The organism is Faecalibacterium sp. Marseille-P9590, from assembly GCF_017377665.1.
GTDB lineage: Bacteria > Bacillota > Clostridia > Oscillospirales > Ruminococcaceae > Faecalibacterium.
This window is the reverse complement of the sequence record NZ_JAFREF010000002.1, coordinates 269,459-295,117: the sequence shown is the minus strand read 5'-3', so window position 1 is coordinate 295,117 and position 25,659 is coordinate 269,459. Positions and strand designations below refer to the sequence as shown.

The following is a 25,659-nucleotide window of genomic DNA, read 5'->3' as shown; positions in this document are numbered from 1 at the left end:
TTCTTCCCCACGATTCGCAATCAGCATTCTTTCTTCTGATGGGCCAGGATGTCTTCATAGGCGGCAACGGACTGGGGGTCCAGCGGCTTGCCCTGGGAGAGGACGAAATCGTTGGTCTGTTTCAGCGCAGCCAGCATGGCGGCGTCGAGGTCTTTCATTTCCAGCTTCCGCAGCTTGCCAACGCCCGGCCAGTCCCGCTCTTTGCTGGTCATGTCGGCCAGGTAGACCACCTTGTCCAGCTTCGACATCCCGGCCTTGCCTGCCGTGTGGCAGGCGATGGCGGAAAGGATGGCCTCATCCTCCACGCCCCACTGGGTGCGGGCGAGGATGGCCGCACAGATGCCGTGCCAGACGGAGGCAGGCCGCTCTTCCCCGCCCTCGGCGTACTGGGGATACTGCCGCATCAGTTCTCGCATCTCGTCCTTGGAGATCTCCTTGGCCGAGTCGTGGAGCAGGGCGGCCAGTGCAGCCTTGTCCTCATCGACACCGTAGCGCTTCGCCAGCTTAACGGCCATTTTTTTCACGTTCAGGGTGTGCTCATAGCGCTTGTCACTCAGTCGGCTGCGCACAAGCTCTTTTGCCTGTTTCTGATTCATTTGTGACTTCGTCTCCTTTGGTGTACAGCCCCTCGCGCCGGATGACCCGGCGCACCGAGGCCGGAAGCTCGTTTTCACATTCCTCTCCGGCGGCGAGGCGGGCGCGGAGAACACTGGACGCCATGGGCAGAGCCTCCACCGGCGCGAACAGGATGCGCGCACCGGAAGCGTCCAGCTGCCGGGCCTTGGCGTGGAGAGCCGGGTCGTCGCCGACATTCCGGCTCGTGACCACCAGATGGGCCAGACGAAGGATGTCCTCCCAGCGGTGCCACCCGTCGAAGCTCAGCAGCATATCGCTGCCGATGGCGAGGTACAGCTCATCGCCGGGGTTCTCCCGGGCCAGCTTTTCCAGCGTGAGGACGCTGTAATTCTTCCGGCCCTGCTCCGCCTGCTCCACCTCCCAGCCGCTGACCTCGAGGCCGAAGCCCATCTCCCGGGCTAACTCCGCAAAGCAGCCGCACATCTCCACCCGGAGCGGGCCGGGGGCGGATGTTCCCTGCTTGAAGGGGGAGACGCCCGCGGGCATGACCACCACGCGGTCCGGGCAGACCCGGGCAGCGGCGGCGCGGAGGTTGTTCAGGTGGCCGTAGTGGGGCGGGTCGAAGGAGCCGCCGTAAAGCAGGATACGCATTACTTCAGCAGGTCGGCGTAGGCGCTGTCCTTCTTTTTCTGGAGGTAGAGCACGAACTTGGAGCCGATGACCTGCACGCAGTCGGCGCCGGTGGCCTCGGCCAGCTTGACAGAAGCCTCGCGGGCGTTGTACATGCTGCTCTCAAGCACCTTGAGCTTGATGAGCTCCCGGGCGTCGAGACAGTCCTTCACACCCTGGATCATGGTCTCGTCGATCTCACCCTTGCCCACGATAAAAACGGGATCCATGGTGTTTGCCTTGCCGCGCAGAATGGCGCGCTGTTTGCTCGTCAGCATAATAGTTTCTCCTTTAATTTGCAGCTTATTTCTGTTTTCTACTAAGTTTTCTCTTCGTACAACCTCTCAGTCTGCTTCGCAGACAAGGCCGGGTTGCGGCACCCAGCATCCGCTGCGCTCCGCTTGCGTCTTGCTGGCCGCGGCCCCAACAATGACTCCCTGCTTCCGCCACTGGCGGCGGTCGTCGTTGTTGCCCCTAGTAGGGGAGCCTCTGGCGAAGAGGCGAAGCTTCACGAAATGCCAAGGCCTCCCCTCGGTAGGGGAGGTGGCATTGCGAAGCAATGACGGAGAGGTTAATTTTCCGCCAAAAACTCCGGCAGCTCCTTCTCCATCTCCGCCAGCGCATTTCCGCGGTGACTGATGGCGTCCTTCTCGTCGGGAGTCAGCTGGGCATAGCTGCGGCCCTCCGAGTTGGGGCGCTTGTCCGTCTTGCCCACACCGCACTCGTCGGGGATGAAGAGCGGGTCGTAGCCGAAGCCGTAGTCCCCGGCCAGCCGCTCAAAGGCGACGCGGCCCGGGCATTCGCCCCGGCAGGTGAGGTGCTGGCCGGTGGGCAGGATGAAGCAGACCGCCGCCACGAACTTCGCGCCGCGCTGCTCCACCGGGACGTCCTTCATGTTCTCGAGGAGCTTGTCGTTGTTGGCCTCGTCGTCGCCGTGGTGGCCGCAGTAGCGGGCGCTGTAGACTCCGGGGGCGCCGTCCAGCGCGTCCACGCAGAGGCCGGAATCGTCGGCGATGGTGGGCAGGCCGCTGGCCTTGCAGATGGTCTCGGCCTTGATGAGGGCATTGGCCTCAAAGGTAGTGCCGGTCTCGTCCGGCTCGATGGTGATGCCCAGCTCCTTCTGGCTGACCACTTCGTGGCCCTGAGCCTCGAGGATGCGCCGCAGCTCGCGGAGCTTTCCGGCGTTGCCGGTGGCTGCACAAATCTTCATAAGATCGCTCCTTAATGCTTCCATCCCGTGCGGGGGATGAGCTCTTCCACAAAGCCCTCCGGGGTGAAGGGGATGAGGTCGTCGATGCCCTCGCCCACGCCGATGAACCGCACCGGCAGACCGAGGCGCTGCTTGACGGCCACCACGCAGCCGCCCTTGGCCGTGCCGTCGAGCTTGGTCAGGATGATACCGGTGGCGTCAGCAGCCTTGCAGAATTCCTTTGCCTGGCTGATGGCGTTCTGGCCCGTGATGGCGTCCAGCACCAGCAGGGTCTCGAGGCTGGCTTCGGGAGCGGCCTTCTTGACGCTGCGGCTGATCTTGGACAGCTCGCTCATCAGGTTCGACTTGTTGTGGAGACGTCCGGCCGTATCGGCGATGACCATGTCATAGCCCCGGGCGGTGGCAGACTTCACGGTGTCGAAGATGACGGCGGCGGGGTCTGCGCCCTCGCCGGCCTTGACGATCGGCACACCGGCGCGGCCCGCCCAGATCTCCAGCTGCTCGCTGGCAGCGGCGCGGAAGGTGTCGCCTGCGGCCAGCATGACCTTTTTGCCCTGACGGGTGTAGTAGTCGGCCAGCTTTGCGATGCTGGTGGTCTTGCCCACGCCGTTGACGCCGATGACGAGGATGACGGCGGGATGGCCGTCCAGCGCCATTTCGGTCTCCGGGCGCATCTCGTCGGCGATGATGTCGCGCAGAGCGTCAGCCGCCTGTTCACCGGTCTTGAGGCCCTTTTCCTGCACGCGGTCGCGGAGGGCGTCCACCAGCTTCATGGCGACGTCGCCGCCCACGTCGGCGAGGATGAGCTGTTCTTCCAGCTCATCGTAGAGATCGTCGTCGATCTTGCTGCCGGTGAGGGTGTTCAGGATGTTGCCCCAAAAGCCCGTGCGGGTCTTTTCGAGGCCGTCTTTCATTTTGTCCTTTTCTTTTTTGCCAAATCCAAAGAGTCCCATGGGTTCTCTCCTTAATATGTTTTGTTGGGGGATAACCTCTCCGTCACGGCTGACGCCGTGCCACCTCCCCTACCAGGAGAGCTGTCTGCGAAGCAGACTGAGAGGTTGGACGAAGGGAAGCCTGTCCGTGAAGCATTGACGGAGAGGTTCAATTCCATCTTATTATACCTACGAAACCAGTTCCGCGTCAACCTGTTCCAAATCGAGTTTGAGCAGTTTGGAGACGCCGTCCTCCTGCATGGTGACGCCGTAGAGGACGTTGGCGGCCTCCATGGTGCCGCGGCGGTGGGTGATGACGATGAACTGGGTCTTGTCGCTCACCCGGCGCAGATACTGCGCGAAGCGGACGACATTGGCGTCATCCAGCGCGGCCTCGATCTCGTCGAGGATGCAGAAGGGCGCGGGGTTGACGGCGAGAATGGCGAAATAGATGCTGATGGCCACAAGCGCCTGCTCGCCGCCGGACAGGGCTTCCAGATTCTTGATGACCTTGCCCGGCGGGGCCACCCGGATGCCGATGCCACAGGAGAGCACGTCGCTCTCATCTTCCAGCACAAGGCTGGCCTCGCCGCCGCCGAACAGTTCGGTGAAGACGCGGCCAAAGTTCTCGTTGATGGCCCGGAAGCTGTCGGTGAAGATGTCTTTCATCTGGCCCGACAGGCTGGTGATCATCCTGGTCAGCTCGTTCCTGCTGCCCTCGACGTCCTCCACCTGAGCGCGGAGGGTGTCGTAGCGGGCCTTGACCTCCTGATACTCCTCGATGGCGCTGACATTGACGTTGCCCAGAGCGCGTATCTTGCCCCGCAGGTCGGCCACCTGCGCCCGGAGGACGTTCACGTTCTCGAACTCCACGCAGAGCTCTTCGGCCTGAGAGAGGGTCAGCTGATACTCGTCCCAGAGCTTCGCAGCCATCTGGTCATATTCGCCCTCGGCGGCGGCTTTCCGCTCCGCCAGACGGGCCATCTCGCGGCCCATCTCTTCCCGTTCATCGGCGGCGGCGCGGCCTTTTGCAAGTGCCTCCGTCTCGTCCTTCTGGCAGAGCAGGCGCTTCTCGGTGGCCTCGCGTATCTCGGCCTCTTTTGCCGCGATGAGCGCGGTGCTGTCAGTCTTGGCCCGGCGGATAGCCTCTATCTCTTCCTGACAGGCCCCGCTGCGGGCGGCGAGGGCCGTGAGGCTCTCTTCCAGCGCGGCGCGGCGGCTCTCAGCGTCTCTGGCCTGTTTTTCCAGCGCTTCGATCTGGCTGCGGGCCAGCTCGGCGTCCTTCTGACGGGCCAGCTGCTCCATCCGCTTGGCGCTCAGGCGCTCGGCGAGGCTCCGCTGCTGTGCAAGGAAGGCGTCGTCGCCCTCGGCGATGCGTTCCAGCTCGGCCGTCCGCGTCTCGATGTCGGCGGCAAGGGCTTCTTCCTGCTTTGCGGCGTCTTCGGCACGGGCGCGGGCGGCGTCCAGCTGGGCTTTCCGCCGCTCCATCTCATCCTGACGCCCGGCGAGCGCTGCTTCCGACTGCTCCACAGCCGCCTCGAGGCGTTTCTGTTCGGCCTCGGCGCGGATGCGGTCATTGGCCGCCGTAATGATTTCGCTCTCGGTGGCGGTCAGCTCTGCGGCCAGCGCATCCACCTGCGTTTTCAGCTCGTCGGTGCGGTCCTGCGCCGCGAGGCAGTCCTTCTGGAGCCTGGCGGCCCTGACGCGCAGCTCTTCCATCTCCTGCTTGCGGGTAAACAGGCCCGCCGACCGCTGGACGCTGCCGCCGGTGAAGCTGCCGCCCGCGTTGATGACCTGACCGTCCAGCGTGACCACCTTGTTGTGGTAGCCCAGCTCCCGGGCCACACGGGAGGCTTCGTTGATGTCGTCCACCACCACGATGCGGCCCAGCAGATTCGACACGATGTTCGCATAGCGGAGGTCGGCCTTGACGAGGCTGGACGCCAGCCGGGCCGAACCGGAAAGACTCCCCCGGAAAAAGCCGGGCTGAACGGTGTCCAGCGGCAGAAAGGTGGCGCGGCCCGCGTTCTCGCTGCGGAGCAGGGCGATGCCGGCCTTGGCGGCGGCTTCGTTCTCCACCACGATGTTCTGCAGCGCACCGCCCAATGCCGTTTCGATGGCGACTTCCCGCCCCGGCTCGACGCTCAAAATCGACGACACCGGCCCGATGATGCCCCGCAGACGGCGGGCCGACGCGGCCCGCATGACCGTCTTGACCGAGTTCTGGTAGCCGTCCATGTTCTTTTCCAGCTCTTTCAGCACGCCGAGGCGCTGACGGGCGGCGTCCAGTTCACGGCCAAGCTTCTGCTCGGCGGCATCGGCCTCATTGAGGGCGGTGCGACGGCCTTTCAGCTTGAGCTCCACGCCGGCCTTCACATTTGCCAGCTGCTTTTCGTTCTCGGCCAGCATCTTCCGGTACTCGATGGTATCGGCAAGGTCCTGCTTTGCCTCGTCCCGCTGGGCCTCGAGGGCCTCGGTGTTCTCGGCGAGGGTGGGCAGCTGCTCCTGCGCGGCCTGAGCGGCGGCTTCGGCGGCGGCTTTCGCCACCTGTGCCTCGGTACGCTTCGCCGTCAGGTCGGCCACCTCGGCCCTCAGGATGTCCCGGCGGGCGCCGCTGGCGTTGTTCTCGCTGGTCAGACGTAGCAGTTCCGCGTCCAGCTCGGCCAGCTCTGCGGCCAGCTTCTCCCCTGCCGCTGCCATGGACCGGGCCACGGCGCGGTGGCGTTCCAGCGCGGCGGCAGCCTCGGTGCTGTCTTGCTCGCCTGCGGCGATGTCCTCCCGCAGTGCGGCAGCGCTCTCCTCGTTGCGGGCGATGTCGTTTTCCAGCACGGCGATTCGGCTGTCGCTGCCGGAAAGCTCTTCTGTGATGCTGCGAATATCCCCATTCAGGCGCTCGACGGCAATGGTCAGCTGCTGTGCCTGCATACGGATCTTCTCAGCCTCGGCCTCGGCGGCTCTGGCCTCCCGGTCAAACCGCTCATACTCGGCCTGAGCGGTCTCATAGTCCCGCACCTGACGGCGGACGGCCTCCCGGGCGCGGTGGACGCCGTCGGTCCAGAGGGTGACTTCCAGCGTCTTCCGCCGGGCGCTGAGCTCGAGAAAGCGCTGGGCCTTCTCGCTCTCTTTTTCCAGCGGGCCGACCCGGGCTTCCAGCTCGTCGAGGATGTCCCGCAGACGCTCGAGGTTCTCTGCCGCCGCGGCCAGACGCCGCTCCGCCTCGTTTTTGCGGTAACGGTACTTGGCGATGCCGCAGGCTTCCTCGAAAATTTCGCGGCGCTCGCTGCTTTTTGCGGCGACGATCTCCGCGATGCGGCCCTGTCCGATGACGGAGTAGCCGTCCCGGCCGATGCCGGTGTCCAGCAGCAGCTCGTAGATGTCCTTGAGGCGGCAGAGCTGGCCGTTGATGGTGTACTCGCTCTCGCCGGAGCGGTAGTATTTGCGGCCGATGACGGCTTCGTCGGCGTCGATGTCCAGCGTGTGGGCGCTGTTGTCCAGCGTCAGGCGCACCATGGCAAAGCCCATGGCTCCCCGGCGGCGGGTGCCGCCGAAGATGACGTCCTCCATCTTTCCGGCAGCGCGAAGCTGGCGGGAGCTGGTCTCGCCCAGCACCCACCGCACCGCGTCCGACAGATTGGACTTGCCCGAGCCGTTGGGGCCGACGACGCCGGTGACGCCCTCGTCGAAGCGTATCTTGACCTTATCGGGGAAACTCTTGAAACCTTGAATTTCCAGTTCCTTGAACACCATATTACTTTTCCTTGATGACGCCCAACAGCTTCAGGGCCTCGCGGGCGGCATGCTGCTCCGCCATTTTCTTGCTGCGGCCCTCGCCCCGGGCCACGCAGTCCGAGTTGAACCGGACGGCCACCACAAAGTGCTTGTTGTGGTCGGGGCCGGTCTCCTGTTCCACCACATAGCTCAGCTTCTCTTCGGGGTTCTGCTGGACGATCTCCTGCAGACGGGTCTTGTAGTCGGCCTCGGCATACTTGCCCTCGGTGATAAAGGGCAGGATAAAGTTCTTTGCCACCTCCATGCCGCCGTCGAGGTAGAGGGCGGCGATGAGGGCTTCAAAGGCGTCCGACACGACGCTGGGGCGGGTGCGACCACCGCAGTGCTCTTCGCCCCGGCCCAGACGCAGGTAATCGCCGAGATTGATCTCCTGAGCGAACTGGAACAGTGCGCCCTCGCTGACGAGGCTGGAGCGGATGCGGGTCAGATCGCCCTCGGGGCGGTCGGCATAGGCGTGGAACAGGTAGTCTGCCGAGACGATCTGCAGCACGCTGTCGCCCAGAAACTCAAGCCGCTCGTTGTGTTTGACGGGCGGGCGGGTCTCGTTGGCGTAGCTGGTGTGGGTGAGCGCCGTTTCCAGCAGCTCCGGGTGCTTGAACTTGTAACCAATAATTGTTTCCAACTGATGGCTCATGTTTTTTTACTCCCTTTTGCGATGTTATTCCTTGGTGGTGTTCAGTTCGTCCAGCGCAGCCTGCATGGTGCCGCACAGATCGTTCTCCACACAAATTTTAGCCTGACGGATGGCGTTCTTTATGCCCTTGGCTTTGGAGGAGCCGTGAGCCTTGATGACCGGCTGCTTTGCGCCCAGGAAAGGTGCGCCGCCGTACTCCTCGCTGTCCATCTGGTGCTTGAGGTCAGACACGCTGTCCTTCAGCAGCAGATAGGCCAGCTTGCCGCCCAGATTCTTGAGGAACATTCCCTTCAGCATCCCCAGCAGCATCTTGGCGACGCCCTCGGTCAGCTTGAGAATGACGTTGCCGGTGAAGCCGTCGCAGACGACCACGTCCACGTCGCCGTTCGGCACATCACGGGGCTCGATGTTGCCCACGAAGCGGATGCCCGGAATGGTCTTGAGCAGCTGATGGGCTTCTTTGAGCATCGGGGTACCCTTGCTCTCCTCTGCGCCGTTGTTGGCCAGCGCCACGCTGGGGGAGGTGCGGCCCTCCACCTTGTTCACATAGCAGCTGCCCATGACAGCGAAAGCGGCCAGCATCTCGGGGCGGCACTCGACATTGGCGCCGCAGTCCAGCAGCAGATACGCCTTGTTCTTGGCCGGCACCATGGTGGCCAGCGCCGGGCGCTTGATGCCCCGCAGGGTGCGGACGATGAGGCTTGCGCCCACATGGAGCGCGCCGGTGCTGCCGGCGGAGACGAAGGCGTCGCCTTTGCCCTCTTTGAGCATATTCAGACCCACGACGATGGAGGAATCCTTCTTCGTGCGGATGGCCCTGGCCGGCTCGTCGCACATCTCAATGACCTCAGTGCAGTTCACCAGTTCGATGCCGTCCAGAGAGATGTTGTTGTCGGCGGCGGTCTTGCGGACAAGGGCCTCGTCGCCCACGCCGATGAGCTGGACGCCGTATTCCTTCACGGCAGCAGCCGCGCCTTCCAGCACGGCCAGGGGGGCGTTGTCGCCACCCATCATATCTACGATGATCTTCATAGGTTTTTCTCCCTTCTTGGGGGATAACCTCTCCGTCACGCCGCAGACGTGACGGAGAGGTTATCCATCTTACAGAGAATTTTCATCCAGCCACTGCTGGAAGCTGGCCACGGCCCGTTCGGCCACGGCCATGTAACGCAGGCGCTTGTCGCGGGGACGCTGGTCCTCCGGCAGCGGGGGCAGGATGCCCATGTTCGCGCCCATGGGCTGGAAGTGCCTGTTCTCGGTGGTGAGATACTGGATGAGCGCACCGCACATGGTGTCGATGGGCGGTGCGGGCAGCTCTTTGCCCTCGAGACGGGCGTAAATGTTCCGCGCTGCCAGCAGGCCGCAGGCCGCGCTCTCCATATAGCCCTCGAAGCCGGTGATCTGGCCTGCAAAGAAGACGTTGGGGTGCTCCTTGAGGCAGAGCCCTGCGCTCAGCACCCGGGGTGCGTCGAGGAAGGTGTTGCGGTGCATGACGCCGTACCGGACAAACTCGGCGTTCTCGAGGCCGGGTATCATGCTGAATACCCGCTTCTGCTCGCCCCATTTCAGGTTTGTCTGGAAACCCACGATGTTATACAGGGTCCGCTCCTTATTTTCGGCCCGGAGCTGGACGTTGGCCCAGGGGCGGTGGCCGGTGCGGGGGTCGATGAGGCCCACTGGGCGCAGGGGGCCGAACCGCATGGTGTCGGCACCCCGGGCGGCCATGATCTCGATGGGCATACAGCCCTCGTAGACCGTAACGGTATCAGCTTTTTTGCCGTGGGCATCGGGGTCGGGCTGTGCGCCCTGCTCGGCGCCCACGTCGAACTCATGGAGCGGGGCTCGCTCTGCCGAGGCCAGTGCGGCGTGGAATGCCTCATACTCGGCCTTGTTGAAGGGACAGTTGAGGTAGTCGGCCTCGCCCCGGTCGTAACGGGAGGCGGCAAACACCTTCTCATAGTCGAGGCTCTCCGCCGTCACGATGGGGGCCACGGCGTCGTAGAAGTGGAGGCGCTCATCGCCGGTCAGGCGGCCAATTTCGTCCGCCAGCGCACCGTCCGTCAGGGGGCCGGTGGCCACGAGGATGGGGGTGCTCTCGTCGATGTGCTCCACCCGCTCCCGGTGAACGGTGATGTTCGGCGCAGCCTCCACCATCCGGGTGACTTCGGCGCTGAAGGTGTCGCGGTCCACGGCCAGCGCACCGCCTGCGGCCACGCGGGCCACCTCGGCAGCGTTCAGGAGCTGACTGCCCATCCGGCGCATCTCCTCTTTCAGCAGGCCGGAGGCAGAGTCCAGACGCTCAGCTTTCAGGCTGTTGGAGCAGATGAGCTCCGCGAAGCCCTCGCTCTTGTGGGCCGGGGAGAAGTGGGCAGGCTTCTGCTCGTAGAGCTCCACCTGTACGCCTTTTCCCGCCAGCCAGAGGGCGGCTTCGCAGCCCGCCAGACCGGCACCTAAAACAGTAACTTTATAGTTGCTCATTTATTTTTTCCTTATTTAGTCTTTCTTCGGCACCGGCATCTCAAAGTCGCAGCCCTCTTTTGCGCAGTAGAGCTTGGAGCCCTTGCGGAACAGAGTGGAGCCGCACTTCTCGCACTTGACGGCCACCGGCATATCCCAGGTCATGAAGTCGCAGTCGGGGTAGCGCTCACAACCGTAGTAGATGCGGCCCTTGGCGCTCTTGCGCTCCAGCATACGGCCCTTGCCGCACTTGGGGCAGATGCCGCCGGTGTCCTTCACGAGGCGCTTGGTGCCGCGGCACTCGGGGAAGCCGCTGCAAGCCAGGAACTTGCCGTACTTGCCCACCTTGATGACCATGGGACGGCCGCAGAGGTCGCAGACCTCGCTGGACGGCTCGTCCGGCACCTTGACCTTCTTGCCTTCCATGTTCTTCTCGGCCTGCTCGAGGCTGGCGGCGAAGCCCTTGTAGAAGTCGTCCACGGTCTTGTGCCAGTCCGTCTTGCCGCTCTCGACCTTATCGAGGTTCTTCTCCATCTCTGCCGAGAAATCCACGTCCACGATGTGGGGGAACTGCTCCAGCATCAGGCCGTCCACGGCCCGGCCCAGCAGGGTAGGCTTGAGCTTCTTCTGCTCCCGCTCCACATAGCCGCGGTCGATGATGGTGGTGATGATGGGGGCGTAGGTGGAGGGGCGGCCGATGCCGTTCTCCTCCAGCGCCTTGATGAGGGTGGCTTCGGTGTAGCGGGCGGGGGGCTGGGTGAACTTCTGCTCGCTCTTCAGCTCCCGCAGCTTGAGCACCTGACCCTCCTCGAGGGGAGGAAGGCTGGTCTCCTTCTTTTCCTTCTCGTCGGTGGCCTCTTCGTACAGGGCGGTGAAACCGTCGAAGGTGACCGTGTAGCCGCTGGCCTTGAAACGGTAGCCGCCGGCATAGACGGTGACGGACACGGTGTCCTGCTGGCAGTCCGCCATCTGGCTGGCCATGAAGCGGCTCCAGATCATCCGGTAGAGCTTGGCGGTATCGCCGCTGATGCTCTTATCCACCTCGTCGGGGGTCAGGCCCGGCACAGAGGGACGGATGGCCTCATGGGCGTCCTGCGCTGCCGTGGCGCTCTTGGTCTTCCAGGTGCGCTTGTAGGGGCAGATATAGCTTTCGCCGTAGGCCCCGGCGATGTACTCTCTGGCAGCTGCCACAGCCTCGTCGGAGATGCGGAGGCTGTCGGTACGCATATAGGTGATGAGGCCCATGGTGCCGTGGCCGGCGATGTCCACGCCTTCGTACAGCGTCTGGGCAGCCCGCATGGTGCGGGTGGCCGTGAAGCCCAGACGGCGGGATGCCTCCTGCTGCAGGGTACTGGTGATGAAGGCCGGGGTGGGCTGCTTCGCGCGCTTGCCCTTTTTCAGTTCGCCCACGGTGTACTCGGCCCCCTCGAGGCCCTTTTCGATGGCGCGGGCCTCGGCCTCAGAGTGCGGCAGGAGCTTTTTTCCCTTGTCGTCGGAGGCCAGACGGGCCGTAAAGCTCTTCCGGCCCACACCCAGAGTAGCGTCCACGTTCCAGTATTCCTCGGGCTTGAAGGCTTCGATTTCCTTCTCGCGGTCGTCGATGATGCGGACGGCTACGCTCTGGACGCGGCCCGCCGACAGACCGCGCCGGACTTTCCGCCACAGGAAGGGGCTCAGCTTATAGCCCACCAGACGGTCCAGCACACGGCGGGCCTGCTGGGCGTTGAAGAGGTCTTCGTTGATGGCGCGGGGGTGGGCCATACCCTCCTTCACGCCCTTCTTGGTGATCTCATCGAAGGTCACGCGGTTGGGCTCGTGGGGGTCGAGGCCCAGGATGTTGGCCAAATGCCAGCTGATGGCTTCACCTTCACGGTCCGGGTCGGTCGCCAGCAGCACACCGTCGGAGTGTTTGGCCTTGCTCTTCAGCTCTTTGATGAGTTTTTCCTTGCCTTTGATGCTGATGTATTGCGGCGCATAGTCATGCTCGATGTCGATGCCCAGCTGAGAGGCGGGCAGATCGCGGATGTGGCCCATGCTGGCCGTAACTTCGTAGTCTTTGCCCAGATATTTGCCGATGGTCTTCGCCTTGGCAGGCGACTCCACGATGACGAGTTTTGCCATTACGTTCTTCTCCTATATATAAATCCTCATCAGCCGCTGCTGCTCGGGCAGGCCCGCCTTCGTACAACCTCTCAGTCTGCTTCGCAGACAGCTCCCCTAGTAGGGGAGCCTCTGGCGAAGAGGCGAGGCTTTCCGATATGCCAAGGCCTCCCCTCCGTAGGGGAGGTGGCATCGCGCAGCGATGACGGAGAGGTTATTCCTCTTTAACTTGCGCTTCCTCCGCGCAGAATATACCGTTTGCCCGGCAGACAGCTCACCCGGCCCGCAAGCTCGAGCTTCATCAGGACGCCCAGCAGCGCCGCCGTGGGCAGGCCGCTCTTGACGCCCAGCTCCTCCACGCCCTGCGCCTTCGCGCCGAGACAGGAGAGCACCAGCCGCTCATTTTCACTCAGGGGCCGGGGCGTCTCCCGGGGTGCCGGGGCCGGTCTTGCGGTCTGCAGCCCCAGTGTACCAAATAAATCCGCCGCTGTACAGACCGCTTTTGCGCGTCCGTCCCGCAGAAGGGCATTCGTCCCCGCCGAGGCGGGCGAAAAAATGCTGCCCGGAACGGCGAACACCGGCTTACCGTACCGCTCTGCGTGGCCCACGGTGGACATAGTGCCGCTCTTTTCCTTGGCCTCCACCACCACCAGCGCCCCGGAGAGGGCCGCGATGAGGCGGTTGCGCTGCAAAAATCCCACGGCCCCCACCGGCTCACTTTCGGGCGGGTACTCGCTGATGACGCAGCCCCGCCTCTCGATGGCCCGGCGGAGTTCCCGGTTGGCGGCGGGGTAGGTCCGGTCGATGGGGACGCCCATCACCGCGATGGTGGGGCAGTTCTCCCCTACCGCCGCCCGGTGTCCGGCGCTGTCCAGTCCGTCGGCCAGACCGCTCACGATGACGGCCCCCGCCCGGGCGAGGCCCCGCCCAATATCCTCTGCGGCCCGCAGACCGTATTCGGTGGGCTTCCGGGTCCCCACCATTCCCACGGCGGCAGGCTCATTGAGCCAGCGGGGGTCGCCGGTGCAGTAGAGCACCAGCGGCATATCGGAGATGCGGGAGAAGGCCAGCGGATAGTCCGGGTCGTCATAGGGCAGGATGCGGATGCGCCGGGCCGCGCACCGCCGCGCAAAGGCCCGGTAGTGCTCGGGTGTGTTATCCGGCAGGCAGGCGCGCTGGACGGCGGCAGGTCCTGCAGCGGCGGCGAAGGCATCGGTGTCTCGGGCCTCCCATGCCTCCTGCGCCCCGCCGAAGGCGTCCAGCACGGCTCCGGCCCGCTGACTGCCCGCGCCCAGCGTCCCCGCCAGCCAGAGCCAGCACAGGAGCGGGTCGGGGGCCGGGTCGGGCGGGAAAAGGCTCAGCTGCCCCTCCCCGGCCCGCGTCACAGGCTTTCCTCCCGGAAATGCCAGAGCAGGATGCTGCCCGCGATGCCGGCGTTCAGGCTCTCGACCCGGTCGGTCATGGGGATGCGGACAGTGCCGGTGCAGGCGGCGATGGTCTCATCGGTGAGGCCCTGACCCTCGCTGCCGATGACGACGCAGACGCCGTCCGGGTAGCTGGACGCCGCCGCACTCAGGGGCTGGGACTGGTAGAGGGCGGCGGCAAGGCAGGTGATGCCCTTCTCCCGCAGCAGGGCGATGGCCTCGGGCATCTTCCCCGCCTCGATGACGGGGATGCGCACCGCTGCGCCCATGGAGGCCCGAAGGGTCTTGGGCGCAAAGACGCTGGCGCAGCCGTCGCTGAGCAGCACGCCGTCAAAGCCGAAGGCCGCCGCAGAGCGGAGCAGCGTCCCCACGTTGCCGGGGTCCTGCACCCGCTCGAGGGCGAGGTAGCGCCCGCCGGTCTTCACCTCTTCTAAGGCATGCACCGGGGTGCGGAAGACGCCGAACACGCCCTGATGGGTCCCCACGTCGGCCAGCTTATCGGCCACATGGTCTTCCACAAGGTAGTGTTCGCCCGGCAATTCCGAAAGCTCCGGGCATTTTTCCAGCGCCGACTCGGTGCAGAAGAGGGTCTCCAGCTCTACGCCCCGGCAAAGCTCGGGGCAGAGCTTCCGCCCCTCGGCCAGAAAGCGGCCCTCGGCCCGGCGGAACGCCCCGCTGGACGCCAGACGGCAGGCGTATTTGACTTTTGCGTTTTCCCGGCTGGTGATCTTCTCCATCCGTCTTTCCTCCAACTACCAAAACATACAAAAAGGACGCCCGCGTATTTGATACGCGCGGGCGTCTTTTTTAAGGTCTATTAGGCGTTCTTCACGGTCTCGACCAGAGCTGCGAAGCTCTTGGGATCGTTGATGGCCATCTCGCTGAGCATCTTGCGGTTCAGCTCGATGCCAGCCTTCTTCAGGCCAGCCATGAAGCTGGAGTAGTTCATGCCCAGAGGACGGACAGCATTGTTGATGCGGCAGATCCACAGGTTGCGGAACTGGCGCTTCTTCATGCGGCGGCCAGCCAGAGCGTAGTTGCCGCTCTTCATGACCTGCTGCTTAGCCATCTTAAAGTGCTTGCTCTTGCAGCCGTAGAAGCCCTTGGCCAGCTTCAGCATCTTCTTGCGACGTTTGTGAGTCATGGTTGCGCCCTTAATACGTGCCATTTTTTATATCTCCTTTAGTTATCTCAGTAGAATGTGTTTGCCTGCGGCTCGCTCTTAGGCGTAGGGCAGCATGCTCTTGATGGTAGCTGCGTTGGTCTTATCAACGTAGCTGGGCTGACGGTAACCACGGGTCAGCTTGGTGGTCTTCTTGGTCAGGATGTGGCTGCGGAATGCATGGCCGCGCTTGATCTTGCCGTTCTTGGTCAGCTTAAAGCGCTTCTTAGCGCCGGAGTGCGTCTTCAGTTTCATCTTAGCCATTTTAGTATCCTCCTAAAATTAGTCCTTATTGGGTTTCGGGATCAGCAGAATGGACATCGTGCGGCCCTCGAGGACCGGCGGCTTATCCATGCTTGCCTGAGGCAGGGCCTCAGCAAAGCGCTTCAGCACGTCAGCACCGAGTGCGCTGTGCGCCATCTCACGGCCGCGGAAACGGATCGAGGCCTTTACCTTGTGGCCAGCGGCCAGGAACTTGGCCGTCTGGTTCAGCTTGGTGTTGAAGTCGTTGGTGTCAATGTTGAGCGAGAGGCGGGTCTCTTTGACTTCGACCACCTTCTGGTTCTTCTTGGCTTCCTTCTCCTTCTTCTGCTGTTCAAAGCGGTACTTGCCGTAATCCAGCACCTTGCACACAGGCGGGACAGCCTGCGGGGCGATCTTGACCAGATCAAGTCCGGCGTCCTCAGCAGCGCGCATGGCCACCTGAATGCTGACCACGCCCTTCTGCTCGCCGTCGGCTCCGATCAGGCGAACCTCACGGTCACGGATCTGACCGTTGATCTCCAGTTCCTTCGACTTTCCAGCGGTAGCGATAATGAATGCACCTCCAAACAATAGTCCATAGTGTTGCGTTTTTTGGCATAGAAAACGCGGCCGCCCCAGTTTCGGGACAGCCGCGCGAAATTCACTCAAAAGCGCGATTCGGTCTTCAAGACGAATCGGTTCAGGGTATAGCCCGGGGATCCTTACCCCTCAAGGCGAGCGCGGCACAGGCCGTAGCTGCTTTCTTTACTCGAATATTCTACCACACCCCGGGGAGGCTGTCAAGCATTTTTATGCGGGAATTTGAAATTTTATGTTTGCTTTTCCGTTGCACCTTAAAACCTTGCCTCTTTGCCAGAGGCTCCCCTACTAGGGGAGCTGTCTGCGAAGCAGACTGAGAGGTTGGACGAAGGACAGCCTGCCCGCAGGCCACCGCCAGATCCAACCTCTCCGTCATCGCTTACGCGATGCCACCTCCCCTATCGAGGGGAGGCCTTGGCATTCCGCAAGGTTTTGTCTTCTTATTATACCTGTATCAATTCTCCCAGCTCCAGCGAATATATCCCTTTATAAGTCACCCGCCGGGGGGCGAAGCGCTTATCAATGGCCTTTGCGTAAAGCTCCAGCTGAGCGCGGTAGGCGCGGACGAAGTCGGCAGGAGTCTTGCGGCGGTCCGTCTTGTAGTCCAGAAGCTCGAGGTGGTCGGGGTAGATGAGGACGATGTCCGCGATGCCCTGCACCAGCACCTCGGCGTCGGCGGCAGGGCCGTCGGGCAGGGCGCGGCCCTGGGCAGCCATGACCTCGGCGGCAGGCAGCGACGTGATAAAAGCTAGCTCCCGCAGCACATCCTCTGCCCCGCAGATGCGGCGGAACGCCTCGCTGCGCACAAAGCGGAGTATCTTATAGACATCCAGCTTCCCGGCAATGGCGGGGGGCGTGAGCTGCGCCGCCGCCTGACGCTCCCGCTCGGCGCGGACGGCATCCAGAACGGCGTCGTCCTCTGCGTCCCGCACAGCGGCCAGCGCCCCGAAGTCGGCGTGCTCGAGGAAGGCATGGAGAGCCGTACCCATCTCGGCGGCGGTGAGGCCGTCCTTCGAGAGGAAGCCCGGGCGCTCAAGGGTGGTCTGCTCAGCAGCGTGGACGAGGCTGGTCACGCTGACCTTGGCCGGGATGTCTGCCAGCGCTGCCGCCGGATACCGCCAGCCGAAGCCCTGCCGCAGCGTCTCCACAAGGGCCGGGTCGGCCTCGGGCCGGGGCGGCTCTTCCGCCTCGGCGGGGGCTTCTTCGGGCGGGAGGACATCGGCCTGCACTGTGAGGGCGATGGTGCTTCTGGTGTCCGCAAAGGGCAGCTCGAGGTTCCCCGCCAGACGGCGGAGAGGCCCGCCGTTGGGGTGGACGAGGAGCGCCGCCCGCAGCCAGTCGGCGAAGCTGCCCGCCTGAGCGTTCAGGGTCTCCCCCGCCCCGGCGGCGAGGAAGGCGGCGGCTTTGGCGAAGGGGTTGGACGTCCGGCCGATGCCCAGCGGGACCGTCAAGATCAGCTTATCCTGCGCCCGGGTGAGGGCCACATACAAAAGCCGCATCTGCTCGCTCCGCATCTCGGCGGCATGGACCGTGGAGAGGGCGGTGTAGGCCGCCGTCTTATAGGCCCCCTCGCCGCCCTCGGGACGGAGACGGAGGCCCGCGCCGCAGACGCGGTGGAGCAGGACAGGCTGGCGGGTGTCGGCGGCGTTGAACTGCCGGGCCGTGTCGGCCACGAACACCACCGGGAACTGCAAGCCCTTGGAGCGGTGGATGGTCATGATGGTGACGCAGCCGGGCCGCGCCCCGCCGGGGGCAGTCTCCTGCCCGGTGGAGCCCGCCAGCGTGGCCGCGTCGATAGCACGGACGAGGGCCGAGATGCCGCCCGCGCCCGCCCCGGCGCAGAAGGAGGCGAAACGCCGCGCGTCCTCCCGGCGGCGCTGGCCGTTCTCCATGGCACCGAGGGCGGCGAGGTAGCCGGTGGAAACAAAAATTTCTTCCAGCAGTTCCTCCACCGGCACGCTCCGGGCCATCCGGCGCAGGGCCGTCAGACGCTGGTAGAACGCCTGCACCCGGCGGGTGAAATCATCCTCCGCCCCGCTCTGGACGGCCTGTAAAACTGCGCCGTAGAGGCTGATGCGGGTGTGCTTATCGGGTGTCTGCGCCCCGGCCCGGAGACGGACGAGGTCGTCGTCCGTAAAGCCGAACATCGGTCCCAGCATGGCGGCAGCGAGATAGATGTCCTGCGCGGGATTGTCGATGACCCGCAGCAGAGCGATGAGGGGGCGGATGTGGGGCGCGTCCAGCAGGTTCTCCCGGGCGTCGGCGTAGACCGGGATACCCCGGGCCGTCAGGGCCTCGGCGTAGGCCGGGAAGTCGCCTCTCGCCGCCAGCAGGACACAGCAGTCCTCGTACTGCACCGGGCGGGTGGTGCCGCCGTCCCGCACCGGCTCGCCGGAGGCCACCATCGCCTCGATGCGGTCGGCGATATACTGTGCGTCCGTCTCGGCGGCATCGTCGGGCAGGAAGTGGGCCTCCACACTGCCCTCGTACTCGCCGGGTGCGCCGCAGACGAGGCGCTGTCCGTCGCCGTAGGCCGTGTCGCCCAGAGCAGGCGTCATGAGCTGTTCGAAGATAAAGTTGATGCCCGCCACCACCTGCGGGGCAGAGCGGAAGTTGGCGTCCAGCGCCAGCATGGCGTTCTCGCCGGGCCTGCCGTCTTCGGGCCGGGGGCGGGCCTCGCCGCCGGGCAGGAGGGGCCAGCTCTCCAGCTTTTCCCGGAAGATGCTGGGGTCCGCCTGACGGAAGCGGTAGATGCTCTGCTTTAAGTCGCCCACGAGGAAGAGGTCATCCCCTGCAGGGCTGGCCAGACAGCGGTAAAGGGCGTCCTGCAGGGCATTCGTGTCCTGATACTCATCCACCATGACGGCGGCGTAGCCCTGCCGGATGCCCTGACACAGCTCGGTGGGCTGGCCGTCGGCGTCCCGCAGGAGCCGCAGGGCCAGATGCTCGAAGTCGCTGAATTCCAGCAATCTTCTCTCCCGCTTCCGGGCCGCAAAGCGGGCGTCAAAGTCCCGCACGGCGGCAAAGAGGGCGCGGAGGCAGGGTTCGGCGGCTTTCCGGTCAAGCTCGGCTTCGTCGAGACTGCAACTGATGAGGTCTTCGATTTTCTCAAAGAGCTTTGCGGCCTCGTCGGCCCGGGTCTTGACGGCGTCCTTGTGCTCACCGGTGAGCCGCTTTTTCATATTTTTGAGGCCGGGGGCCTGTTCCATGCCGAGGACGTAGGGCGTCAGCCTGTCGTAGAGGGGCGTCCATTCCCCCGCCCCGGCCAGACGCTCCACTTCGCCCAGCAGGGCGGCGGAGTTTTCCAGCCTCTCGAGGGGTTCGGCGAACTTCTCGTTCACTGCCGCCACAGCCTTTTCCTTGGCGGCAGGTGTCTTTTTGCTGGCCTCGGCGTCGGCCTGCGCAGTCACGAAGTCCTCCTTGCAGTCGTTCAGCGCGGCGCAGAGCAGCTCCTTCGCGGCCCGGGCAGAGCGGGCGGCCTCCTGCATCAGAATATCATGCCAGCAGGTGCGGGCAAAGCCGTTCTCGTCCTGCCACGGGGCCAGCATCTCGTCCAGCTTTTTATCGTAGTTCGGCAGGGCGCGGAGGAAGTCATAGACCTGCAAAACAGCCTCCCCCGCCGCCTTGTCGGTGCGGCCCTTGCCGTAGAGGTCGGCAAAGGCGCAGAAGTCCGCATCCTGATAGGCCGCTTCCAGCGTCTCGGAGAGGGCCGCGTTCCGCAGCATCTCCACGCTGCCGGGGTCGGCAGGGGTGAAGTCCGGCGGGATGTCCAGCGCCTGAAAGTGCTTGTGGAGCAGGTCGAGGCAGAAGGCGTCGATGGTGCAGATGGGGGCTCTCTGCAACAGCATCCGCTGGCGGCGGAGGGCCGTGTTGCCCGGCTCTGCCTGACTGCGGCGGAGCAGCGTCTGCCCGATGCGGGCGCGGAGCTCTGCGGCGGCGGCGTTGGTGAAGGTGACGATGAGGAGCCGGTCGGCGTCCACGGGATGTTCCGGGTCGGTGATGAGCCGGACGGCCCGTTCCGTCAGCACGGCGGTCTTGCCACTGCCGGCGGCGGCGCTCACCAGCAGCGCACCGCCCCGGTCATCGATGGCGGCACGCTGGGCCGGGGTCCATTTTGTCTCGCTCACTGGTCTTCCTCCTTTTTCTCTTCCGGTTCAAAAGGCTTTGCAGGGGCGTCCAGCGCCCGCTCTCCGATGCCGTCCTCATGGCAGCAGATGAAGCCGTAGTCGCACCACCGGCAGGGGCTGCGGCCCGTGACCAGCGGCTCGGCGGCGATGCAGCCGCCGTAGAGCTGTTCGCCCATCTGGGTCACAAGGTCGTCCAGATGGAGCTGGATGCGGGAGAGCTTGGCCTTGTCGGCACGTTTCTCTTTCTGGTAGGGGCTGGGTACACCGTTGCGGAAGCTGAAGGGCAGATACCGCCCCGTCTCCTCGGCGTCCATGGCGTCGAAGACTTTCTGCTCGTCCCGGACGAGGCCGTCCAGCTTGTATTCCATGCTCTGGGCGGCTTTGCCCCGGGTGGTCGTCTCGGGGGCCGGGTCGGCCAGCAGGTACAGCACACCCGCAGGCTCTGCCCCGGTGAATCGTCCGTCGGCGTCCCGGGTCAGGCTGAACAGGTAGAGCAGCATCTGACAGTCGAGGCCGCAGTAGACTTCCCGCAGGTCGAGCTTTTTCGTGCCGGTCTTATAGTCCACCACCCGCACCCAGCGGGTGCCGTCGTCCTCGATCCACTCGTCGGCGCGGTCCACGGTGCCGATGAGCTGCACCGTCCGGCCATCCGAGAGGCGGTAGGTCTGGCCCCGCACGGCGTCCTCGCCGGGGCCGATCTTCAGCTCACAGGCCACCGGTTTGAAGCTGGACTGGCGCTGCTCGTCCCGCAGGTAGCAAAGCAGGCCCGTCATGCTCTTTTTGAGGCGGGAGAGCAGATAGGCAAAGCGGGCCGTGTCCTCGGGGAGGTAGCGCTTTGCATACTCATCTACGAGAAGCCCGGCCAGCGCCGCCATGGCCTCGTCGTCGAGGTCAAGGAAGGGCTGTAAGCCAGCGCAGGGGTTGTCAGGGCCGGGGTGGGGGTCGAGGGCCATCTGGAGCACCCAGTGCATGAGGGTGCCGCTCTGGTCGGCGGAAAGCTCCGCCCGCTTCCGGGGCCGCAGACCCAGCACGTACTGCAGGAAATAGCCGTACCGGCAGGTGTAGTATTTTTCGAGCTGACTGGGCGAGATGCGGAGCCGCCGGCCCAGCAGCGTTTCCAGCGCCTCGAGGTCGCTGACCTGACGGGGGCTGCGGCCCGCCATCCGGCGCAGGAGGGCGAGGCCCTCGGGTTCTGCCCCGCCGGGGGCATGAAGGGCCTCGGTGAGGCTGGCGCGTTCGATCTCCGTCAGGGGCCAGCCGCCGCCCAGCACGTCGAGGCCGTCGGCGGCAGTGGCGGCAAGGTCGGTCAGGTCGAGTTCCGGCGCACCCGGTCTCAGCACGTCCACGATGGGCTCGAGGGCGGCGCAGAGGGTCTGGCCCTGCCCCTTCGGCCAGCTGAGCCAGAGGCCCCTGGCCGGGGCGGTGAGGGCCTTATAAAAGCAGACCTGCTCGCGGACCACCCGGTTCTCGAAGCAGTCCGGAAGCTCGATCTCCTGCGCCATCAGGGCGTCGCGGTCGGCGTGGGTCAGCAGGCCCGTCTCGCCGGGCGCGGCGGGGAATTCGCCCTCGGAGAGGCCCAGCACAAAGACATAGTCCGGTGCGTCAAGGCGCATCTTGCCTGCGCTGGCCAGCACCACGGCGTCCAGCGTCTGGGGGATGTGGCCGAGGTCCGACGAGCGCAGCAGCAGCCCGAACAGCTCCTCGTACTCGGGGATGGTGACGCTCTGGCCGCCCAGCAGGCCTGCCATCTCATCCAGCAGGCCCATGACCACGTTCCACTCCCGGGCGGCTTCCTCGGCGGCGGGGATGCCCCGCTCGGCCCGGATGGCCTCCACCTGCGCGGCCTGAGCGTCCTCCGCGCCCAGCTCCTTCAGGCAGAAGTAAAGGGCGCGGCTCATCTGCTCGGCGTTGGCAGAGCGGAGCTTCGCGCGCAGGCCGTCGGCGGCGGTGATGAGAAGGGCGCGGGCCTTTTCGGCCCGGGCAAGGTTTTCTTTGTCCTCGTCGGTGGGCTCCACATCGCCGAAGCCCCGGGGGTTCTTCTCGAAGGGTGCGCGCCACGCTGCCGCATTCGGCGACCAGGTGTAGGCGTAGTTCTCGAGGGCGCAGACCTCTTCCTCGGTGAGGGCGCAGAGGCCGGTCTTGGCCAGGGTGGTAAGCTGTTCCGTCAGCTCTGCACCCCGGGCGAGAGCCAGCAGACACCGTACCGCCGTGGCCGGGGCGCTGAACTCGGGAGTCGTCGGCTCATCGCAGTAGAGGGGGATGTCCGCCATCCGGAACTCGTACTTGACGGCGGCGCGGTATTTCGAGATGTCGCGGCAGACCACCGCCACTTTCCCGCAGCGGACGCCCTGCCGCATGAGGCGGCGGATGGCGGCAGCGGCGGCGCGGGCTTCTTCCTCCCGGCTGGGAGCGGCGAAAAGCTTTATCTCCGGGCAGGCCGGAGGCGGGTCACACCGGCCCGTGGCCAGCAGCTGAGCCGCAGCGGCAAGGCCGGGGGCGTCGGCGTGGCGCATGTCCCGGCGCAGCAGTTCCGGCACGGCCACCGCAGTGCCGTTCCGGCGGGCCAGCTGGCGCAGCTGCGCCGCCACCTGCTTCGCGCCGGAGAAAAGGCTCATTTCCCCCGGCACGAGAGGGGTGCCGTCGTCGCAGAGGGCCACCGTCACGGCGGGCAGTGAGGCCAGCAGAGCGCCCATCAGCCGCTTTTTCGGGGCGTTGAAGGTGTCGAACTCGTCGATAAAGACGGCCCTGTCCCGCAGGAACTCCGGCAGTTCGCCCCGGGCCAGTGCGGCCTCGAGGCGGGATGCGGCCAGCTCCAGCCGGTCGGAGGGGTCCATGCCTGTCCTGGCCAGCAGGGTCTCGTAGCCCTGAAAGATGAGGGCCAGTTCGCTGAGTTTGGCGCTGTCGGTGCCGCAGTCCTGCGCCAGCTCATAGAGCTGCTGGCCCGAGAGACCCGCGCTCTTGAGCTCGTCGATGGTCTCGGCGGCCATCTGGCAGAAGGCGGCCGAGCGGCGGTGGCGGTAATAGTAATGGACGTTGTCCTGCAGTTCCTCGAGGGCACGGCGCACCAGCACGGCCCGGCCCGCGTCGCTGAGGGTCTGGACGGCAGAGCCGCCCTCCGCCGACAGGATATGCTCGGCGAGGCTGGTGAAGGAAAAGCTCTCCACCAGTCCGCTCAGCGCGTCGCCCATCTCCCGGTGGATGCGGCCCTCGGTGGACGAGGTGAACTGCTCCGGCACCAGCAGGATGCTCTTCTCCCCCGCCTCGGCCCGCGCCCGGATGCGCTGGTACAGCAGGGTGGTCTTTCCGCTGCCGGAGCCGCCTAAAAGTAGTTTTAACATGGTGAATCTCTCCGTTGGGTCAGTTTTCTATCGTGGGCGGCTTGCCCTCATTTTTCTATCATTGTACCACAAAATTGCAGCGACATCTATTCTGTGGTACAATGAAGAAAAAATCATCTCAGAAAGAGGACACCTGCATGAAAATTTTAGCAGTAGATTACGGCGACAGCCGCACCGGCCTCGCCACCTGCGACCGCACCGAGTTCCTGACTTCCCCCATCACCCCTCAGATCACCGTCAAGGCCCGGGACAAAGTCGCCGCCAGGGTCTGCGAGGTGGCAAAAGAAATCGAAGCCGAGCTCATCGTCATCGGCCTGCCGCTGAACATGGACGGCACCGAGGGCGAGCGCGCCCGCAAGAGCCGCAAGCTGGCCAAAACCGTTGAGATCTGGAGCGGCCTGCCCGTCCGGATGTGGGACGAGCGCCAGACCACCTGCGCTGCTGCTGACCTCCTCGACGAGAGCGGCACCTTCGGCGCAAAACGGAAAAGCATCCTCGACTCGGTGAGCGCGACTGTCATTCTGGACGACTACATCCAGTGGCGGAAGGAGCATCCAGGGGAGGTCTGAACGCCCCCGCCGCCCCTGTGGCAAAGTTTCTTTGCGAAGTCCGGACAGTTTGTTGCAAAGTCTGCAGAAAATCGTCGTTTTTCGGTTTGTTTTCACAATTTTCCTGAGCCGAATTTGTATAGTTTTCCGGCTTGACAGCACCGGCTCTTCTCCGATAAAATGAGGGTAGAAGAACCCCCTGACCAGATGGCCGGAGAGGACGCTTCTTCATGAGAAAAAACAACTGGACTCACCAAAACAAAAACGATTGGAGGCGACCCACATGACAAAACTGAGAAAGCTGGCTGCCCTGCTTCTGGCCGGTGCACTGACCCTTCTGCTCCTGACCGCCTGCAGCGGTGGCGGCGGCTCTTCCGGCCCGGAGGCCCAAGCCGAAGCCGAGGTGATGGGGGCCATCAACAAAGGCCGCACCGTGGCCCTGGCCAATGACGATGGGATGCGTACTGTTGCAAACGCCCGTCTGGACGCTCTGGATAAGGAGCTTGAGCTGAAGGGCGATGTTCTCGGATACCAGTTCTTCAACAAGGTGGATGCCAAGTGGGACAACGACAATAAGAACGCCACCCTCACTCTGGTCGCCAAATATGACTACAACGATACCACGCTGCAGAAGATCATCGATCAAATCAAAGGCAACGATCAAAACGAAGCCTTGGATTTTGCCCTGAACGGCAACTATACCAAGGCAGGCGTAGTGGCCCGGACCATTCGCGGCCAGACTTATGTTGCCATCTCCCTGCGGGTGGGCAGGAATCTCTGATTTCTTCCCGATTTTCCCCGCATCTCGTCTGATTTCCCCATAAACGCAGATCACCCGCCAGTTGGCGGGTGATTTTTTGCAGCCGTCCCACCGCCCGGAGGGCGGAAAAACAGCTTCTTATTCAAATTTCGTGATGGTCACGCTGTTGATGGTGACAGCCTCCGTCGGGCGCTGAGTTTCGTCCACGCCGGTCTGGGCGATGGTGTCCACCACTTCCATCCCTTCGTACACCTGCCCGAAAACAGTGTCGGTGTAGTCGAGGTAGGGTGCGCCGCCCGCCGTCTGATAGGCGCTCACCACGTCGGCCCGCCAGCCGGCGGCGTTCATCTGGTCGATGAGCTCCTGCGTCACCGAACTGCTGCCCGGCAGAGTCTCCATGACATAGAAGACGCTGGCGCAGTCGCCGGAGGCGTCCGCTGCGGCACAGAGTGCGCCGGAATAGTGATGGAGCTTATCGGTGGTCTCGGCGGAGAAACGGTTCCCGTTCCAGATGGTGGTGCCTCTGCCGTCCGCGCCCTGCCCGGCCTCCACCACGAAGTCCTTCTCCACCCGGGTGACGGTCAGTCCGTTGTAAAAGCCCTGCTGGGCCAATGTCGTGAAGTTCTGCACGGCCTGCGGGGCCTCGGTGGAAAAAAGCACTGCTTTGAACACGCCTGCCGAGGTATCGAACACCGCGATGGTGTCCCCCGCCGCCGGGTGGGTGAACTGCAGCTCTGCCGACTCCACAGCCGGGCGGTTGACCGTCTGCACCGTGTCGGCCTTCCCGCCCTGGATGCTGGAGAGGATATTGTCCGCACTGCACCCGGCCAGAACTGCCGTCAGGGCCAGTGCCGCCATTATTTTTTTCAAGGCTCTCATGATCGGGCCTCCCTGTCCATATATTATAGCAAAGATGGCTTTTCAAAAGCTATCGCTATAGTATATCACATTCCGGCCCGGGAAGCGAGAGGGAAAAGCGTGAAAATTTGTTATTGGATTTCTATGCGAAAAACATCTTGACGAGCGGGCAAAAAAACGCTACACTATAGGCGTACCCGGAACCCACAGCTCAGAGGGAGCAGAGCGGGCA

Annotated in this window: 20 protein-coding genes; 2 read left to right on the top strand and 18 right to left on the bottom strand. The window is 64.3% G+C overall.

Features of this window, described 5'->3' with window-relative positions:
* Window positions 1–20: 20 nt before the first annotated feature.
* The 17 genes from yqeK to J3349_RS03915 form a co-directional block, all read right to left on the bottom strand.
* A complete protein-coding gene (gene yqeK, locus J3349_RS03995; protein ID WP_207676504.1) occupies window positions 21–596 on the bottom strand; it encodes a bis(5'-nucleosyl)-tetraphosphatase (symmetrical) YqeK in 576 nt (191 codons plus the stop codon).
* Entirely contained in the window at window positions 550–1,227 is a 678-nt protein-coding gene (gene nadD, locus J3349_RS03990; protein WP_207676503.1) for a nicotinate (nicotinamide) nucleotide adenylyltransferase, read from the bottom strand. Before nadD ends, yqeK begins: the two co-directional genes overlap by 47 nt.
* Window positions 1,227–1,523 (bottom strand): YhbY family RNA-binding protein, encoded by a 297-nt coding sequence (locus J3349_RS03985; RefSeq protein WP_005932885.1) that lies wholly within the window; start codon window positions 1,521–1,523, stop codon window positions 1,227–1,229. The genes nadD and J3349_RS03985 overlap by 1 nt, the downstream gene beginning before the upstream one ends.
* Before the next feature lie 293 nt (window positions 1,524–1,816).
* Window positions 1,817–2,455 carry an RdgB/HAM1 family non-canonical purine NTP pyrophosphatase gene (gene rdgB / locus J3349_RS03980; protein WP_158402368.1) on the bottom strand — a complete coding sequence of 213 codons (639 nt, stop codon included), beginning with the start codon at window positions 2,453–2,455 and terminating at the stop codon, window positions 1,817–1,819.
* An 11-nt stretch (window positions 2,456–2,466) separates the two neighbouring features.
* On the bottom strand, window positions 2,467–3,408 hold the full coding sequence (gene ftsY / locus J3349_RS03975) for a signal recognition particle-docking protein FtsY (RefSeq protein ID WP_207676502.1): 942 nt from the start codon (window positions 3,406–3,408) through the stop codon (window positions 2,467–2,469).
* A gap of 168 nt (window positions 3,409–3,576) precedes the next feature.
* Window positions 3,577–7,134: a chromosome segregation protein SMC gene (gene smc, locus J3349_RS03970; RefSeq protein WP_207676501.1), complete on the bottom strand. Its 3,558-nt coding sequence runs from the start codon at window positions 7,132–7,134 to the stop codon at window positions 3,577–3,579.
* A 1-nt stretch (window position 7,135) separates the two neighbouring features.
* Entirely contained in the window at window positions 7,136–7,810 is a 675-nt protein-coding gene (gene rnc / locus J3349_RS03965; protein ID WP_158402365.1) for a ribonuclease III, read from the bottom strand.
* A 24-nt stretch (window positions 7,811–7,834) separates the two neighbouring features.
* Window positions 7,835–8,842: a phosphate acyltransferase PlsX gene (plsX, locus tag J3349_RS03960; protein WP_207676500.1), complete on the bottom strand. Its 1,008-nt coding sequence runs from the start codon at window positions 8,840–8,842 to the stop codon at window positions 7,835–7,837.
* A 69-nt stretch (window positions 8,843–8,911) separates the two neighbouring features.
* A complete protein-coding gene (gene trmFO / locus J3349_RS03955) occupies window positions 8,912–10,288 on the bottom strand; it encodes a methylenetetrahydrofolate--tRNA-(uracil(54)-C(5))-methyltransferase (FADH(2)-oxidizing) TrmFO (RefSeq protein ID WP_207676499.1) in 1,377 nt (458 codons plus the stop codon).
* A 15-nt stretch (window positions 10,289–10,303) separates the two neighbouring features.
* Window positions 10,304–12,388 carry a type I DNA topoisomerase gene (gene topA / locus J3349_RS03950; protein WP_149793862.1) on the bottom strand — a complete coding sequence of 695 codons (2,085 nt, stop codon included), beginning with the start codon at window positions 12,386–12,388 and terminating at the stop codon, window positions 10,304–10,306.
* Between the two features lie 203 nt (window positions 12,389–12,591).
* Window positions 12,592–13,752, bottom strand: a complete 1,161-nt coding sequence (dprA, locus tag J3349_RS03945) for a DNA-processing protein DprA (RefSeq protein ID WP_207676498.1) — start codon at window positions 13,750–13,752, stop codon at window positions 12,592–12,594.
* Complete coding sequence (locus J3349_RS03940; RefSeq protein WP_207676497.1) at window positions 13,749–14,528, bottom strand: RNA methyltransferase; 780 nt, start codon at window positions 14,526–14,528, stop codon at window positions 13,749–13,751. The genes dprA and J3349_RS03940 overlap by 4 nt, the downstream gene beginning before the upstream one ends.
* 80 nt (window positions 14,529–14,608) lie before the next feature.
* Entirely contained in the window at window positions 14,609–14,959 is a 351-nt protein-coding gene (gene rplT, locus J3349_RS03935) for a 50S ribosomal protein L20 (RefSeq protein ID WP_015563667.1), read from the bottom strand.
* 54 nt (window positions 14,960–15,013) lie between these two features.
* Window positions 15,014–15,217 carry a 50S ribosomal protein L35 gene (gene rpmI, locus J3349_RS03930; protein ID WP_005928215.1) on the bottom strand — a complete coding sequence of 68 codons (204 nt, stop codon included), beginning with the start codon at window positions 15,215–15,217 and terminating at the stop codon, window positions 15,014–15,016.
* Window positions 15,218–15,235: 18 nt separating this feature from the next.
* Window positions 15,236–15,787: a translation initiation factor IF-3 gene (gene infC / locus J3349_RS03925; protein ID WP_149793865.1), complete on the bottom strand. Its 552-nt coding sequence runs from the start codon at window positions 15,785–15,787 to the stop codon at window positions 15,236–15,238.
* Window positions 15,788–16,239: 452 nt separating this feature from the next.
* The gene (locus tag J3349_RS14255) at window positions 16,240–19,923 is read right to left on the bottom strand and encodes a UvrD-helicase domain-containing protein (RefSeq protein WP_207676496.1); all 3,684 of its coding nucleotides are present in this window, start codon (window positions 19,921–19,923) and stop codon (window positions 16,240–16,242) included.
* Window positions 19,920–23,261 carry a PD-(D/E)XK nuclease family protein gene (locus J3349_RS03915; protein ID WP_207676495.1) on the bottom strand — a complete coding sequence of 1,114 codons (3,342 nt, stop codon included), beginning with the start codon at window positions 23,259–23,261 and terminating at the stop codon, window positions 19,920–19,922. The genes J3349_RS14255 and J3349_RS03915 overlap by 4 nt, the downstream gene beginning before the upstream one ends.
* Window positions 23,262–23,398: 137 nt before the next feature.
* On the opposite strand from J3349_RS03915, the gene ruvX reads away from it, so the two are divergent.
* Window positions 23,399–23,830 carry a Holliday junction resolvase RuvX gene (gene ruvX, locus J3349_RS03910; RefSeq protein WP_015563665.1) on the top strand — a complete coding sequence of 144 codons (432 nt, stop codon included), beginning with the start codon at window positions 23,399–23,401 and terminating at the stop codon, window positions 23,828–23,830.
* A 262-nt stretch (window positions 23,831–24,092) separates the two neighbouring features.
* Window positions 24,093–24,590 (top strand): hypothetical protein, encoded by a 498-nt coding sequence (locus J3349_RS03905; protein ID WP_207676494.1) that lies wholly within the window; start codon window positions 24,093–24,095, stop codon window positions 24,588–24,590.
* A gap of 117 nt (window positions 24,591–24,707) precedes the next feature.
* Here J3349_RS03905 and J3349_RS03900 read toward each other — a convergent pair whose 3' ends face one another.
* Window positions 24,708–25,448: a peptidylprolyl isomerase gene (locus J3349_RS03900; RefSeq protein WP_242699492.1), complete on the bottom strand. Its 741-nt coding sequence runs from the start codon at window positions 25,446–25,448 to the stop codon at window positions 24,708–24,710.
* Window positions 25,449–25,659: the final 211 nt, after the last annotated feature.